Raw genomic sequence first — 13946 nt, 5'->3', positions numbered from 1 at the left:
CTGTTATTGTTCAATTCCAATGATATAATACAATTTCAATAATATAACGCAAAAAGCACTGTCCGATTTATTCAATATAATACATTTTATTAGAACTGTGCATCAGCAGATGTCTTGCTGTTTACAAGCTTGATAAGTTCTGGCTGTGCCTCGTTGTAATCAGCAAATGTTGATGCCTGAACTGCAAAACCTGTAACCTTGATATTGAATGTAGGAAGTGTACCTGCACTTACAATGTTACCATCTGCATCCTTGTATATAACAGTTGGGTCGTACTGTTCCTTAGTTGTATCAATTATTGATAACTTATTGCCGTCTGCATCACACTTATAGATAGTTGTTGTCTTAGCTGCACTTGACCATTCTTCTGTTATTCCAGCATTAACTGTAACATTGTTAAATAATGCTTCTGTTGACTCTCCTGCTTCAACGGCTGTCATATATATCCACACTTCACTTCCGTCTGAATTGACTGTCGCCATTTTCCAGTTATCATTGTCGTAATCTGTGATTGTGGCATATTTTTTGAATTCTTCTGCACTCATAAGATTGCCCTTATCATCTAAATAATCAACCTTAACTGCCATATAGACAGGCTGATCTGATTCGTTATTCATAACAGGATTTTTCTTTATTACATCTCCTGGAAGATAATTCTTTCCTGAATCACTGGTCCATTCTGTTTCTGTAAGTGTTGTTGTAATATTACGGCTTGAAGTAAATGTATTGGTCTTAGTTTCTGTTACTGCATTAAGATATGCTAATGTACCTCCTACTGCAAGACCTGCTGAAAGTACCATAGCTGCTGCTGTTAATGTAATCTTCTTACAAGTTGTCATAATAATTAATCCTCCCTAACAATACTCATTTCCAATAACGAATTCTTCGCTTCCTCTACTGATACGCCCTCTGCCTGAACTGCATATGCCGTAACCTTGATATTAAACTCAGGTAATCTCTTAGTTGTGTTATCTGCTGTAATCTCATTGCTTAAATGCACTTTAGTAAATAAAGGCTTTGAAACATTTTCTTTAATATCTGTGTTGGCATTATCTTTATCAAGCGGCTTATTATACATATACATAAGCCGGCTTGCATATTCATCATTTTCTAAATCTGAATTGGCATTTCCAATAAATGTCCAATCTTTAGACCAGTCAATTCCTGCATTAGCAAGCTCTGAACCTCCATAAAGATATCTGTCAGCAAATTCCCTGAATGTGAGTTCGTTATTCTTCTCATCAAAGAACTGAACCTTTAATGCCACATATGCACTGATACTTTCATCATTAAGGCTTACGGTTGGGTCTTTATCAATTGTCTGCCCCGGCACATATACCTTAGCTGCTTCTTTTCCATATCTCTCCCATTGCGGTTCTGTCAGGTCAATACTTATGGATTTATCCGACGCAAATACATTGGTCTTAGTTTCTGTTACCGTCTTTAACAAAGCGTATGCAGCCATACCACTGACTGACACAACTACAATAACAGAACACACTAACAACAGTATCTTTTGCTTACCTTTCATACAGTGCTTCCTTTCTTTATTTACTTTACTGCGGTATTATTACCCATTCTGGTCACACGAAAGTCACACAGGAAAATATTTACAAAAAAATCAGTGATAAGATTTCTCTTACCACTGATTTTTCTTACCACTGATTTCTTATACTAATTTATTCAAGTGAACTGTCACCTGTAACGTAATCAATCTTTACACCAGGCTGGACATTATAGCAGAATACATTATATGAAATTCCCTCTCCATTATCCTCAACAGACTCAGCCTCCATAAGTACTCCATCTGCAAGCAGGTTATCTCCTGTAAATATCGGTGTAACCCTGTACAGAACGTGATTATTAGTTTCTTTAATATAGTCTGCTACCATATTTTCAAATAAAAGCATACCATCAACATTAAGATATCTCGTTCCTGTTATAAGATTATTCTTGTTGGCATTCTCTGCTGTAAGCTGGTAACCTATAAGATGACATCTGTTATAAAGATATTTTCCGTCTACTATATCATATTTTACTGTATGCCAGCCTGTAGGTTTTACAGAACCTATTGAGCCACGTTTCTCTGTTGGCATTAAGTCTTTTCCTATGCTTGCATAAGCTACTGTACATCTTCCAAGCTCGTCTAACTCACCATAATACTCAAAAGAGTCCGCTGTCATATCATTTTCTGTAAAAAATGGTTCATTATTATTAACTATAACATATGGACTGTCACTGTATTCTGGTAATGTAGCACGCCAGTCCGCACTATCCGTTCCCGCCGCTAATGTATCATTCTTATCTGCGGAATTATTCTTATTGGAGGAATTACTGCCACCTGCCTTATCAGTCTGTACAGTTGTACTCTCATTCTGTGACGGGTTAATGCTGTCTGCAATATCAGCACCTGAACAGCCTGCTAAGCTTAATACTAATGATAAGACAAGAATTAATGCAGACAGTACCTTACATAGACGCTTATTTGACGTATTAATTTTTTCTTTACTTGACAATATTCTATTTAACATAACTTCACAATAATTACACCTTACTCCTTATATATATTTCTTCTGTTATTTTATCGTGGGAATTACCCTCAAATTCCGATACATTTTCCAATTGGTAATTATCAAGCATTGCTGCCGGAAATGTAACGTCTGACGGATATTTTCTATTCCACTTATACACATAAATCTTACTTATGTTATCCTGTAACTCATTTATATCAACATTTTCCACAAAACAGTAATCTTGCGCCTGTGCCTCTGTATATGAATTATCCACGATAATATTATCTTTAGAAGTATCAAATAACTGACTGCTGTACTCAGACACCCATATTCTATTAGTTCCTGCAATATCAAGAATCCTCTCAATAAGCCTGATATCCTTGCTCTGTCTGCGTTTATTAAACATCATTCCGTTATTATCATCAATTGTTACAATTGCTATCATAATTCTTTATTTCTTTCCTGATATTTTCTTTAAATATTCATTCTTTAACTCATTCTGTTCCTTGAGCCTTTTAATCTCATTGTTAAGCATCTCTACATACTCATAAGCAAGCTTAACGCCGCCTCTTACAGCTATATCCTCGTGCTTACTGCAATCATCAAGCCACTGCAAGAATGACTTTTCTCTCAGGTTATTATATGTATTATCATCCTGTATAAACATACTGTGCCTCATTTCTATATTATTATTTCAAATACTATTTTCTGCATTATCCCTACAATTATTATAAGAGGTACTATTTAAGAAGCCACTCTATTTCTTCTTTATATGGTGGCTTTGTCTTCTTGTCTGTACCTTCCTCGGCAAGCCAAGGTGTCTCTAATATCTTTGGCACATCAATAAATCTTTCATCGTGTACAAGTCTGTGAAGTGTTTCATACCCGATACTTCCTTTATCAATATTGGCGTGTCTGTCCTTGTGTGCTCCCAATGGATTCATACTGTCATTAATATGAAATACCGCTATCTGGTCAAGACCGATTACCTTATCAAATTCTTCAAATACTTCATCATAATGATTGACAATATCATATCCTGCATCATTAACGTGACAAGTATCAAAGCATACTCTTAATCTGTCTTTCTTATCAACACCATCATATATTGCTTTTAGTTCTTCAAATGTACGCCCAACTTCGCTGCCTTTTCCTGCCATAGTTTCAAGGGCAATATAAACATCGTCATCATTCTGGTTAAGCACTGTATTAAGACCTTTTATAACCTGTGCAATTCCTGCTTCCACCCCTGCATTAACGTGACTTCCCGGATGGAGCACCATAATGCGGCTTCTCATTGCCGCTGTACGGATTATCTCTTTTTCAAGGAATTCAACTGCGAGCTCATATGTCTCTGGCTTAACAGTATTCGCAAGGTTAATTATATAAGGAGCGTGTACCACGATTTCCTCAATTCCGTGCTGTCTTGCATATTCCCAGCCAGCTTCTATGTTAAGCTCTGATATATCTTTACGTCTGGTGTTCTGTGGTGCACCTGTGTATAACATAAATACATTAGCTCCATATGAAGCGGCTTCCTTAGCTGATGCTAAGAACATTTCTTTTCCTGCCATTCCAACGTGACAGCCTAATTTTATTTTACTCATTCTGTGAAACTCCTGTTTCTAATATTTCTTAATTTCTTATTTTTTAAGCATATAATATTATAAATTATATACTCCACCGTGCAAGTGTAAGAAATCTATGCTTTCTTACACTGTCGGGCGTTCGCCCTATAGGATAAAAAAATAAAAAAGTACTTTGTGCAAGCACAGTTCTTTTTTATTCTTTTATCCTGCACGGCTCATTGCTTACGCACATTATAGCATAAATTATGACGGATAATATGTCAAAACTAAATTATCCAGTTGAGATATTTTATAATATTTCATTAAAAAAGAGATATTGATACGCTAATCAATATCTCTTATTATGCATATAAAATATTATTTTAATTAATTTCTCTTATCAGGCTTAAAAATCCTGTTCTTAATAATTAAAGCATTGCACCATAATCTGTTACTATAATCTGGCCTGTTATTGCTTTGGCTTCATCGCTTGCAAAGAATATAATAACATTAGCAACATCCTCTGCTGTACAAGATGGTGCTTTAATATCACTATGGTTCATCATAGCACCTATCATATCCGGGTCAAGTGCCGCTGGGTCTGTTCCCATAGTCATAGGTGTAATTATATTGCCTGGACATATGGCATTACAACGAATTCCGTCTTTCTGAAATCTTAATGCTGTATGCTTGGTAAGTCCTATAACTGCCGCCTTAGAAGCTACATATGCAGCTCCTCCACAGCCCTTCTCACCTGCTACAGAAGCTACATTTACAATTGATGCACCGCTCTTCATTCTCTTGGAAGCAGCTTTCATACAACGCATAGTTCCTTTTTCATTAGTTTCAATAATTCTATCCATATCTTCATCAAGAAATCTGTCGATTGGCTTAAGTCCCTGCTCAAGAATACCTGCATTATTAACAAGTATATCTATCTTTCCATACTTATCCATTACCTTCTGCATAAGTGCCTCTGGGTCTTCAGGCTTTGATATATCTGTTGATATAGCATATACTTCACCACCTGCCGCTGTAATCTCATCAGCAACTTCCTTTAATGCCGCCTCTCTTCTTGCTGTGATAACAACTGTAGCTCCCTCTTTTGCAAATAACTTCGCTGTAGCTGCTCCAACACCAGAGTTACCACCTGTAATAACTGCAACTTTACCGTCTAAACGTCCCATAATAATCCTCCATTCTGTTCACGAATATTCTACTATATATACAATTTGCACATATCATTTTGCATATATATGCTCTTTATGTATAATATTGTACAATTATATTATCTATTTGTAAACATTATCTGACAACTTTTTACAGATATATATAAGCCTCATTCGCTCCCCGAAGCTTATATATTGCTTTCAACCATCTTACAACCGCTCTTTTGGAATATTTAAAATGTGTTCTATGACTGAGTGAAATATACTTAGCATTACAGCTTTCTATCTGCCTTAACTGTTCAAGCAGAAGTCCTGCGTTGTATCTTCTGAATTGCGGACCTGTTGCCGGATAAAGTGCATCACCAACATAACATATGTCTTTAACCACCAACGCAAGACACCCCTTTGCGTGGCTTGAAGCTATTGGAAATATATGAAGCCTTATATCATCATCAATATACATATCATCTGTAACAATATCACCCATTCCTGTATATCTTAATGTATTCTTTCCCTGATACATATTCTTAAAATGTATATCAGACACATTTTTTATATGGTCCGGGTGAAAATGAGACAGAACTATATTAATATTTTTTTCAGCCTGATTATAAGAATTAATCATTGCCGGTATATCAGAATGGCTTCCTGTATCATAAAGCCATATATTATGTCCGGTTTCTACAATTACAACTGTACACGACAACGGATTTCTTGTCGGCGTAATATAACTTATATTCTCATCTTCCCTGACTAATGATACTTTTTCAACAACTTGTGAATTCATATTACAGAATTATTCCTTTAAGATTATCCTGAATTCCTTTTGCAATCTCAGGCTTATTCATTGAATATATATGAATATTCTTAACACCATTAGCCAGCAGGTCTATAATCTGGTCTGAGGCATATATAACCCCCGCCTGTTTCATAGCATTTTCTGTATCACCATATTTATCAATAATATTCTTAAATCTTTCCGGCACATTGCAGCCTGATAATTTAACAGCATTCTTAACCTGTGCTCTCTTGGTAATAGGCATAATTCCCGGTATTATTGGAATATGTATGCCAGCTTCCCTTACCCTGTACATAAAGTTAAAGAAAATGTTATTATCAAAGAACATCTGTGTTGTAAGAAATTCACAGCCTGCCTTAACCTTTTCCTTAAGACCATTAATATCATCAAACTTATTCTTGGAATCTGGGTGTACTTCTGGATAACACGCACCACCAACACAGAAATCACCAGTCTTTTTAATCAGTTCTACAAGCTGTGAAGCGTGTTGAAATTCTGTAAATACTTCTCCGTCATAATCTTTAGGAATATCTCCGCGGAGTGCAAGAATATTTTCAATTCCAGCCTGCTTCATCTCTGTTAAAGCTGTATTAATGCTTTCTTTAGTTGCACATACACAAGTAAGATGTGCCATTGCTGGAACCTGATACTGCTTCTGGATTTCACTTGCAAGTTTAATTGTATTGCCCTTAGTGCTTCCTCCCGCTCCATATGTAACGCTCATAAAGCTTGGTTTCAATGAGGCTATATGTAAAGCTGCCTCCTTAACCATCTCAAAATCCGTGTCTTTCTTTGGTGGGAATACCTCCATTGATAATGTTTCCTGTTCCCTGTCTATAATATCTCTTATCTTCAATATCTTTTACCTGCCTCGTCTGTATCTTTACTTACTATCTGATTAATATAATTACTTTAATCAATACAATTATTTTAACTATATTAATCAATTAAATTATTTTAACCATTACAATTATTTTGATTAATATAATTATGATAACTCTATTATTTATATAATTCAATAAAATGCGCTAAAAGATTAATAATTACTATGGAAGCTTTAATTATAATGTGCTATTATATAGCCTGTTTTTCATAATACTAATTATTTATAAGGAGGTTCTATGTTTCAGTCATTCGAAGCTAAACACCCTAAGTTCTATCAGGTGTTCAGGCTTTTTATTATTACATTTGCATCAATATTATATGCGTGGAATTTGCGCTGTTTTGCTAAGACCGCAGGACTTTTCCCTGGAGGATTTTCAGGACTTTCCCTGCTTTTACAGGAAATAATCATTAAGTTCTTACATATAACTATACCTTTCAGTATATTTAATATTGCACTTAATCTTTTTCCTACTTATATTGCATTCAAATACATCGGAAAGAAATTTACCATTTACTCAATTATAGTTATATTTTTATCAAGTATATTTGTGGATATTCTTCCACCTTATGTATTCACTAATGACGTGCTTTTGATAAGCGTGTTTGGTGGAATTATCAATGGATTTGCAATAAGCTTATGCCTTAACGCTGGTGCAACAACCGGTGGTACAGATTTTATAAGCATATTCTTATCACACGAAAAAGGAATAGATGCCTGGAACTATATTCTGCTTGGAAATGTTGTAATGCTTGCTATTGCCGGTGCTATGTTTGGCTGGTCAATCGCTCTTTACTCAATCATATACCAGTTCTGTAGTACTCAGGTTATCCAGTGGTTATATAAGCGTTACAAGAAGGAAACTCTTTTTATTATCTCAGACAAGTCTGATGAAATATACCAGATTATTAAAGAAACTACTCATCACGATGCTACTCTATTCAAGGGAGTTGGCTGTTATGAAGGCAGGGAAAAGACACTTCTTTACTCTGTAATTCATTCAGAGGCAACAAGACAGCTTATACCGCTTATACGAAGTGCTGATCCTCACGCCTTTATAAATATAGTTAAAACCGAAGAACTAGATGGACGTTTTCACGATATCCCTCACGATTGATTATCTCCACTCAACATCTCCAGCTTCAGCTACAGCCTTTCTTAAGCCAGCAAGACGATTAATTGCTTCATTAAGTGTATCGTCCTGCTTGGCAAAATGAAATCTTATAAGATTATGTACATCTTCCCTAAAGAAGCTTGAACCCGGTACTGCCGCAACCCCTACATACTGTGCCAGCCATTCACAGAACTTCACATCATCTTTTACTCCAAATTCACTCACATCAACAAGCACATAATAAGCACCCTGTGGGTCTGTATATTTTAAACCAAGCTTTTCTAAACCGCCGACAAATACCTCTTTCATATGTGCATAATGTGCCGCAAGTTCATCATAATACTTGTCATCGAATTTCAATCCAACTGTTGCGGCCTCCATAAGTGGTGCGGCCGCACCTACTGTAAGAAAATCGTGTACCTTCTTAACCCTGTCGATTATTTCAGGATTAGCAATTACATATCCAAGTCTCCAGCCTGTAATAGAATATGTCTTTGACAATGAATTACATACGATAGTTCTTTCTCTCATTCCGTCAAGTGCCTGCATATATATATGTTTGTTAGGTGCGTACACAATATGCTCATACACTTCATCTGTCACAACATAGGCATCATATTTCTTTACGACATCTGCTATTGCAGTTAATTCCTCGAATGTAAATACCTTTCCACAAGGATTTGACGGATTGCACAGGATAAGTGCTTTCGCTCCCTGTTTAAAAGCATTTTCTAACTGCTCAATGCTAAATGTAAAATCTGGTGGAACAAGTGGAACATATATCGGTTCTGCTCCTGAAAGAATAGTATCTGCACCATAATTCTCGTAAAATGGTGAGAAGATTACTACCTTATCCTTAGGATTGGTAATGCTTAACATTGTCGCCATCATAGCCTCTGTACTTCCACATGTAACTACAATCTCTGATTCAGGGTCAACCTTAATTCCTGAAAAATGTTCATATTTGGCAGCTATTGCATCTCTGAAATTCTTAGCTCCCCAAGTCAAAGCATACTGATGAGGTCCTTCACTTGCAACCTCTGACAGTCTGTCTGTTATCTGCTTAGGTGGGTCAAAATCTGGAAAGCCCTGTGATAAATTCACTGCACCATATTTATTGGCTATTCTTGTCATTCTTCTTATAACAGAATCTGTAAAATCTTTCGTTCTCTCGCTTAATTCTTTCATAATCTGCTCTTTCTTCCAATTACCGGATATTTAATCTTTCCACAGTAACAAACATATATTGTACTGCCTTATCAGTATAACATACTTTTATCATATGTTAATAGTATATTACCTGGATTGTGTGCATTATTGTGCAGTTATACACTATTTTTTATATCAATAATGTATAATTACTTCTGTGCTTCTGCATATAATCTGACATATTGTTTAGAATTTCATACTATACACTTTAAGGTCAACTTTCCCATTAACTACTTCAATCCCATCTGCCTTAAGCAGCTGCCCCTGTTGTCCTGCACCGCCAAATGCAAATGCACCCGACAGTTCTCCCTTGGAATTAACAACCCTGTAACATGGTATATTATCTGGATCAGGATTTCTATGAAGTGCATTACCTACTGCTCTTGCCATTCCTTTATTACCAGCAAGCTCCGCTATCTGTCCATAGGTCGCAACACAGCCCTTAGGTATTTTCTTTACCGCTTCATATATCCTTTTTGTTGGATTATCAGTAACAAGCTCGTAGCTTTCCTTAATCATTGTCTTAATAGCATCATCTGGCACTGAACCATCGAGAATTATTGTGTTCCAGTTCTCCTTGTTCTGGTGCCATCCGGGAATCACCGATTTGAAAGCACTTCTCCAGTAATCTCTCCATTCTTTATCTGCCTTCACATTCAGATTAACGTATCCGTCTTTCTCATATATCCATAAAAAAGCCTTCTTGCTGCCTTTAACCCTCACTAACTGCCAGTTAGTATCGCGAAAAGGTGTTTCTACATATGTATCAGGAAATGTCAAACCATAGTCCAGTGCTTCTTTTCTGCTCTGCATAACTTTCCTCCCTCTTTATTTAATCAATGTATCTGTTGTTAATTTAAAAAAACTGTTTACAGTTCATATTATTAATAGTATTCTGCGTTGTCAGATTAAATATTTAACCTTATAACCACAGTATAACTTTTAACATACTCACTGTAAACAGTAATACATTATTTGATATATTGAACTGTTAATTATTAACTGCCTTACCTTCTGCAAAGCTGTTATTGGCAATCATACCATTTTCTATATCCAAATCTGCCTCTTTGCTGTCAAGCTTATCTGTCATTATAAATAACACAAGCCCTGCCGTAAACAATAACACTATCATAGACACACCGATATTAATGCTTCCAAATATCTGAGAAGCTGCACCTACAACCAATGTTCCCAAAAAAGAAGCTCCTTTTCCGCATATATCCATAAGTCCGAAATATTCTCCTGACCTTTCAGCCGGTATTATCTTTGCAAAATAAGAACGTGACAACGCCTGTATGCCGCCCTGAAACATACCAACAAATATAGCTAATACCCAGAACTGCCACTGGCTTTTCATAAATACTGCAAATACTGTAATTCCTATGTACGCTATTATGCAGGCAGTTATAAGACGTCCTGTGCTGTATTTTGAGGCAAGCCTTCCGAATATAATAGCAAATGGAAATGCTACAAGCTGTGTAACAAGAAGTGCCAGAAGCAGCCCCGTTGAATTAAGTCCAAGTGCTGAACCATAAGCTGTCGCCATATCTATTATTGTATACACGCCGTCAATATAGAAGAAAAATGCTACAAGGAACAAGAATATTTTCTTCTGCTTTACAACTCCACAGAGTGTATCCTTAATTCTTACAAAGCTTTCCTTTACTGCGTGTGGCTTTCTTTCAACATAATTAATCTGCTTATAATTCTTAATAAGCGGAACTGTCATTAAGAACCACCATAAAGCTACTATTACAAATGATATGAGCATTGCCGCACTCAGAGAAATTCCTATTTTATTGTATCCTAATACAAAGATAAGGCTTATAATAAATGGAATACAGCTTCCAGCATATCCGTAAGCGTATCCATTTGACGATACAATATCCATTCTCTCGTCTGTCGTGACATCTGATAACATAGAGTCATAAAATACAAGACTTGCAGAAAAACATACCTTCGCAATTACGAATACAACAAGAAATGATATCCACGAACCTGTAATGCCCATTGCCACACACGCAAGACAGCCAGCTATTACACAACCTGAGAATATAGGCTTTTTAAAACCTTTCGTATCTGCGAGCGTTCCAAGCACCGGTCCTAACACTGCTACAATCAGTGTCACAATAGAAGCTGCATATCCCCAGTATGCAAGATAATCTACTGATGATATTCCTGCATTTTCTGCAAGATAATTAAAATATATAGGTAATATCGTAGACACCATAAGAATAAATGCCGAATTACCAACATCATATAATATCCAGCCTTTTTCATTAGTTGTAAGCTTAAATCTGTTATTGCTTTTACCCCTCATACTGCACCTCTTTCCTTATAAAGCTTTCCACATTCTGAATATTATCCGATATACACTGTTTCTGATTATTATCACAACCTTCTATAAGAACCGAACCAAAGCTATAATTAAATGCTTTATCCAGCTCACAATCATTATTTAAAAATCCGTCGAATTTAATAATTGACTGATATGCCGTGTTCTTCGCGTGTCTGTATAACGATAACAATTTCACCGTGCTGTCATTGCACGCCTTATTCTTATGGTAATTCACAATCAAGCCGTGCATTTCCTTATAATTGCCTGATACCTTAAGTAAAAGATATATAAACCAGCGTTTTATATGCGATGGTGCAACAAGCAGATTGTTGTAGGAAATCATTCCTTCAAGTGCCTTTTTCACGTCCTGCATAGTTGTACCTGGATAAAATTCACTTATTACCTTTGCATTCTCCTCTGACGGAATAATATGCCTTACCAGCGACTGTGTTATTGGATTTTTCTTATCCATAATCATAAGTTCTCTGTCAAATTCCACTTCTATCTCTGCATGCGATATTCCGCTTTCATTTATTTTTTGTTCAATATAACCATGACTGCTTACATCAAGTGCAAAATGATTAAGAACACCGTATGTGTAAGCCAGATATGGCTCTCTGTCTTTCTTTTCTGATATTACTTTTCTTGCTCTTTCAAAAAATTCCTTACCTGAATGTTTGTGCAATTCATACCCAATACTGTTAATTGAATTAGACTTTAATGGCTTATAATAAAACAAAATATCTGGTCCATGTAATCCAATAAGATATAATTGAGGATATTTCTCAACTATCTTTTTCTCATTACCGTCAAGCATAGAACGTACCTGCTGCCCCATTCTATAATGTGCATATGTTGATGGCATATTTTCCTCCCATTTTTCAATTAAAATATGTTATAGAACATTTTTATATCTGTTCTTTATGTCATTGAAGTTTATTACAGGACTGTAAATATTGTAGTATAAATTGATAAAATTGATGTAAATTAATATATATTTCAGGTATAATAAAAGCCCATAAAATATTTGCACGAAATATAATTACGGTGGATTTATTGATTTCATATACTTTATAACTTTTTAAGCACATTTGCTATTGCATTTCTATTTAATATATGTTATATATAATATATATTTACGCGTAATAATTCATTTTATAACTATATTTATTTAACGCATAGCTTTATTTATAATGTCAGTAATAACAGATTTGTATGAAATTTATCATCTGTGGATTAACAGCATTTTTCTTCTTGTCATAACATTTTCCCAATGATAGAATGTAATAAAGATATATATTTTTTATTTCTCCAATATTGTCAGATAATGTATATGACAGTATCACAACAAACATCTGTTTAAATGCTATGTCATTATTTTATATAACTGCTATGCTGTCAGGCATCATTACCACAGATTGGAGAACTTATGGAAAATACTAATATTACAGACAATACAAGGCAGGCTGGACATTCAGCAGACAGCACTATAAATGCAGTAACTGACATAAAGTCATCAACAACGAATACAAGTCAGCATACTATTGATGATATTAATTCAGGACAACAGCCACTTGAGGCGGAAAGCACTCTCCGACTATCAGATATGTATGAGAAAAATGTCGACAATCCTGAGCTTGAACTTACTGTAAGAGTTATCAATATCAATACTGATAATTATGCTGGTAATAAGGCTCGTACTATTAATTCAAAGTATAGTAATGGTTCTGGCAGGAATTCAAAGGATAATAATAATTTCAACAGGACAAATATGTATACATATAGCTCTGAATTTCTTTCTAAATGTGAGACACTTAAGGACTATATGACATTTGTTAATAAGGTGCGTATAAAGACTGATATTGAAAAATTGATATCCGCACTGCTGTTACAGAGGCTGTAGATGAATGTATCGCTGAGAATGTATTGTCGGAATTTTTTAGAAATCACAGAGAGGAAGTGATTACTGTGAGTATTTATGAGTATGATGAGGAAGGTCATCTTGAAGTAGTCAAAGAAGAAGGACGACAGTTAGGACTTGCAGAGGGCAAAATCAAGGAACGCTCCAATGGCATTAAAGTTTTTATTAAATTATGTAAAGAAGTTAATCTTTCCGATGAAGATACAATTTATAAGCTTATGAAAAACTATAAACTTTCTAAAGAAGAAGCTGTTAATGCTATCAAGAATAATTCATAACATTTTAGAATTTGTCTGGTAACTTATGTTAATTTTGATTATCTGTGGTGGTCGGGTTATTATTGACCACCACTTTTATAAAATCATTAAAATATAAATTTACTATCTATGAATTCTGATTCAGAATTTTTAAAATCTACCCATTACATTAATC

The 13946-nt window shown here is 35.2% G+C and carries 16 protein-coding genes; 3 read left to right on the top strand and 13 right to left on the bottom strand.

The window, feature by feature from the left end; all coding sequences use genetic code 11:
- Positions 1-89 precede the first annotated feature (89 nt).
- From C7390_RS03290 to metF, 9 genes are all read right to left on the bottom strand, one after another.
- Positions 90-839 carry a SipW-dependent-type signal peptide-containing protein gene (locus C7390_RS03290; RefSeq protein ID WP_022503009.1) on the bottom strand — a complete coding sequence of 250 codons (750 nt, stop codon included), beginning with the start codon at positions 837-839 and terminating at the stop codon, positions 90-92.
- 5 nt (positions 840-844) lie between these two features.
- Positions 845-1531, bottom strand: coding sequence for a hypothetical protein (locus C7390_RS03285; protein ID WP_116443607.1), 687 nt, complete (start codon positions 1529-1531; stop codon positions 845-847).
- 148 nt (positions 1532-1679) lie between these two features.
- Positions 1680-2531 (bottom strand): DNA/RNA non-specific endonuclease, encoded by an 852-nt coding sequence (locus C7390_RS03280; protein WP_116443606.1) that lies wholly within the window; start codon positions 2529-2531, stop codon positions 1680-1682.
- A gap of 13 nt (positions 2532-2544) precedes the next feature.
- On the bottom strand, positions 2545-2958 hold the full coding sequence (locus tag C7390_RS03275) for a hypothetical protein (protein ID WP_022503012.1): 414 nt from the start codon (positions 2956-2958) through the stop codon (positions 2545-2547).
- 6 nt (positions 2959-2964) lie between these two features.
- On the bottom strand, positions 2965-3180 hold the full coding sequence (locus tag C7390_RS03270; RefSeq protein ID WP_022503013.1) for a hypothetical protein: 216 nt from the start codon (positions 3178-3180) through the stop codon (positions 2965-2967).
- Between the two features lie 73 nt (positions 3181-3253).
- Entirely contained in the window at positions 3254-4120 is an 867-nt protein-coding gene (locus C7390_RS03265; protein ID WP_116443605.1) for a deoxyribonuclease IV, read from the bottom strand.
- Positions 4121-4509: 389 nt separating this feature from the next.
- A complete protein-coding gene (locus C7390_RS03260) occupies positions 4510-5268 on the bottom strand; it encodes an SDR family NAD(P)-dependent oxidoreductase (RefSeq protein WP_090139599.1) in 759 nt (252 codons plus the stop codon).
- Positions 5269-5401: 133 nt separating this feature from the next.
- The gene (locus C7390_RS03255) at positions 5402-6037 is read right to left on the bottom strand and encodes an MBL fold metallo-hydrolase (protein ID WP_116443604.1); all 636 of its coding nucleotides are present in this window, start codon (positions 6035-6037) and stop codon (positions 5402-5404) included.
- A gap of 1 nt (position 6038) precedes the next feature.
- Positions 6039-6905, bottom strand: coding sequence for a methylenetetrahydrofolate reductase [NAD(P)H] (gene metF, locus C7390_RS03250; protein WP_022503017.1), 867 nt, complete (start codon positions 6903-6905; stop codon positions 6039-6041).
- Between the two features lie 265 nt (positions 6906-7170).
- Here metF and C7390_RS03245 point away from each other — a divergent pair, with 265 nt between their 5' ends.
- Positions 7171-8049, top strand: coding sequence for a YitT family protein (locus C7390_RS03245; RefSeq protein WP_022503018.1), 879 nt, complete (start codon positions 7171-7173; stop codon positions 8047-8049).
- Here C7390_RS03245 and C7390_RS03240 read toward each other — a convergent pair whose 3' ends face one another.
- From C7390_RS03240 to C7390_RS03225, 4 genes are all read right to left on the bottom strand, one after another.
- Complete coding sequence (locus C7390_RS03240) at positions 8050-9234, bottom strand: pyridoxal phosphate-dependent aminotransferase (protein ID WP_116443603.1); 1185 nt, start codon at positions 9232-9234, stop codon at positions 8050-8052.
- 207 nt (positions 9235-9441) lie between these two features.
- A complete protein-coding gene (locus tag C7390_RS03235) occupies positions 9442-10068 on the bottom strand; it encodes a methylated-DNA--[protein]-cysteine S-methyltransferase (RefSeq protein WP_116443602.1) in 627 nt (208 codons plus the stop codon).
- Between the two features lie 178 nt (positions 10069-10246).
- A complete protein-coding gene (locus C7390_RS03230) occupies positions 10247-11575 on the bottom strand; it encodes an MFS transporter (protein WP_116443601.1) in 1329 nt (442 codons plus the stop codon).
- The gene (locus tag C7390_RS03225; protein WP_070101459.1) at positions 11565-12458 is read right to left on the bottom strand and encodes a zinc dependent phospholipase C family protein; all 894 of its coding nucleotides are present in this window, start codon (positions 12456-12458) and stop codon (positions 11565-11567) included. The genes C7390_RS03230 and C7390_RS03225 overlap by 11 nt, the downstream gene beginning before the upstream one ends.
- 564 nt (positions 12459-13022) lie before the next feature.
- Between C7390_RS03225 and C7390_RS03220 the strand changes: the two genes are divergently transcribed.
- Both C7390_RS03220 and C7390_RS03215 read left to right on the top strand, forming a co-directional pair.
- Complete coding sequence (locus tag C7390_RS03220; protein ID WP_116443600.1) at positions 13023-13496, top strand: hypothetical protein; 474 nt, start codon at positions 13023-13025, stop codon at positions 13494-13496.
- 65 nt (positions 13497-13561) lie between these two features.
- On the top strand, positions 13562-13792 hold the full coding sequence (locus C7390_RS03215; protein ID WP_055306369.1) for a hypothetical protein: 231 nt from the start codon (positions 13562-13564) through the stop codon (positions 13790-13792).
- Positions 13793-13946: the final 154 nt, after the last annotated feature.

Origin of the sequence: Bacteroides galacturonicus, from assembly GCF_003096855.1 — a bacterium.
Classification (GTDB): domain Bacteria; phylum Bacillota; class Clostridia; order Lachnospirales; family Lachnospiraceae; genus Lachnospira; species Lachnospira rogosae.
This window is presented reverse-complemented; position numbering and strand designations above follow the sequence as displayed.

Excerpts from the sequence above, each read along its gene's own strand:
- C7390_RS03230 (WP_116443601.1), bottom strand. The coding sequence starts at position 11,575 with ATGAGGGGTAAAAGCAATAACAGATTTAAGCTTACAACTAATGAAAAA.
- C7390_RS03220 (WP_116443600.1), top strand. The coding sequence starts at position 13,023 with ATGGAAAATACTAATATTACAGACAATACAAGGCAGGCTGGACATTCA.
- C7390_RS03280 (WP_116443606.1), bottom strand. The coding sequence starts at position 2,531 with ATGTTAAATAGAATATTGTCAAGTAAAGAAAAAATTAATACGTCAAAT.
- C7390_RS03270 (WP_022503013.1), bottom strand. The coding sequence starts at position 3,180 with ATGTTTATACAGGATGATAATACATATAATAACCTGAGAGAAAAGTCA.
- C7390_RS03240 (WP_116443603.1), bottom strand. The coding sequence starts at position 9,234 with ATGAAAGAATTAAGCGAGAGAACGAAAGATTTTACAGATTCTGTTATA.
- C7390_RS03290 (WP_022503009.1), bottom strand. The coding sequence starts at position 839 with ATGACAACTTGTAAGAAGATTACATTAACAGCAGCAGCTATGGTACTT.
- C7390_RS03285 (WP_116443607.1), bottom strand. The coding sequence starts at position 1,531 with ATGAAAGGTAAGCAAAAGATACTGTTGTTAGTGTGTTCTGTTATTGTA.
- C7390_RS03260 (WP_090139599.1), bottom strand. The coding sequence starts at position 5,268 with ATGGGACGTTTAGACGGTAAAGTTGCAGTTATTACAGGTGGTAACTCT.
- C7390_RS03275 (WP_022503012.1), bottom strand. The coding sequence starts at position 2,958 with ATGATAGCAATTGTAACAATTGATGATAATAACGGAATGATGTTTAAT.
- C7390_RS03225 (WP_070101459.1), bottom strand. The coding sequence starts at position 12,458 with ATGCCATCAACATATGCACATTATAGAATGGGGCAGCAGGTACGTTCT.
- C7390_RS03245 (WP_022503018.1), top strand. The coding sequence starts at position 7,171 with ATGTTTCAGTCATTCGAAGCTAAACACCCTAAGTTCTATCAGGTGTTC.
- C7390_RS03235 (WP_116443602.1), bottom strand. The coding sequence starts at position 10,068 with ATGCAGAGCAGAAAAGAAGCACTGGACTATGGTTTGACATTTCCTGAT.
- C7390_RS03255 (WP_116443604.1), bottom strand. The coding sequence starts at position 6,037 with ATGAATTCACAAGTTGTTGAAAAAGTATCATTAGTCAGGGAAGATGAG.
- C7390_RS03265 (WP_116443605.1), bottom strand. The coding sequence starts at position 4,120 with ATGAGTAAAATAAAATTAGGCTGTCACGTTGGAATGGCAGGAAAAGAA.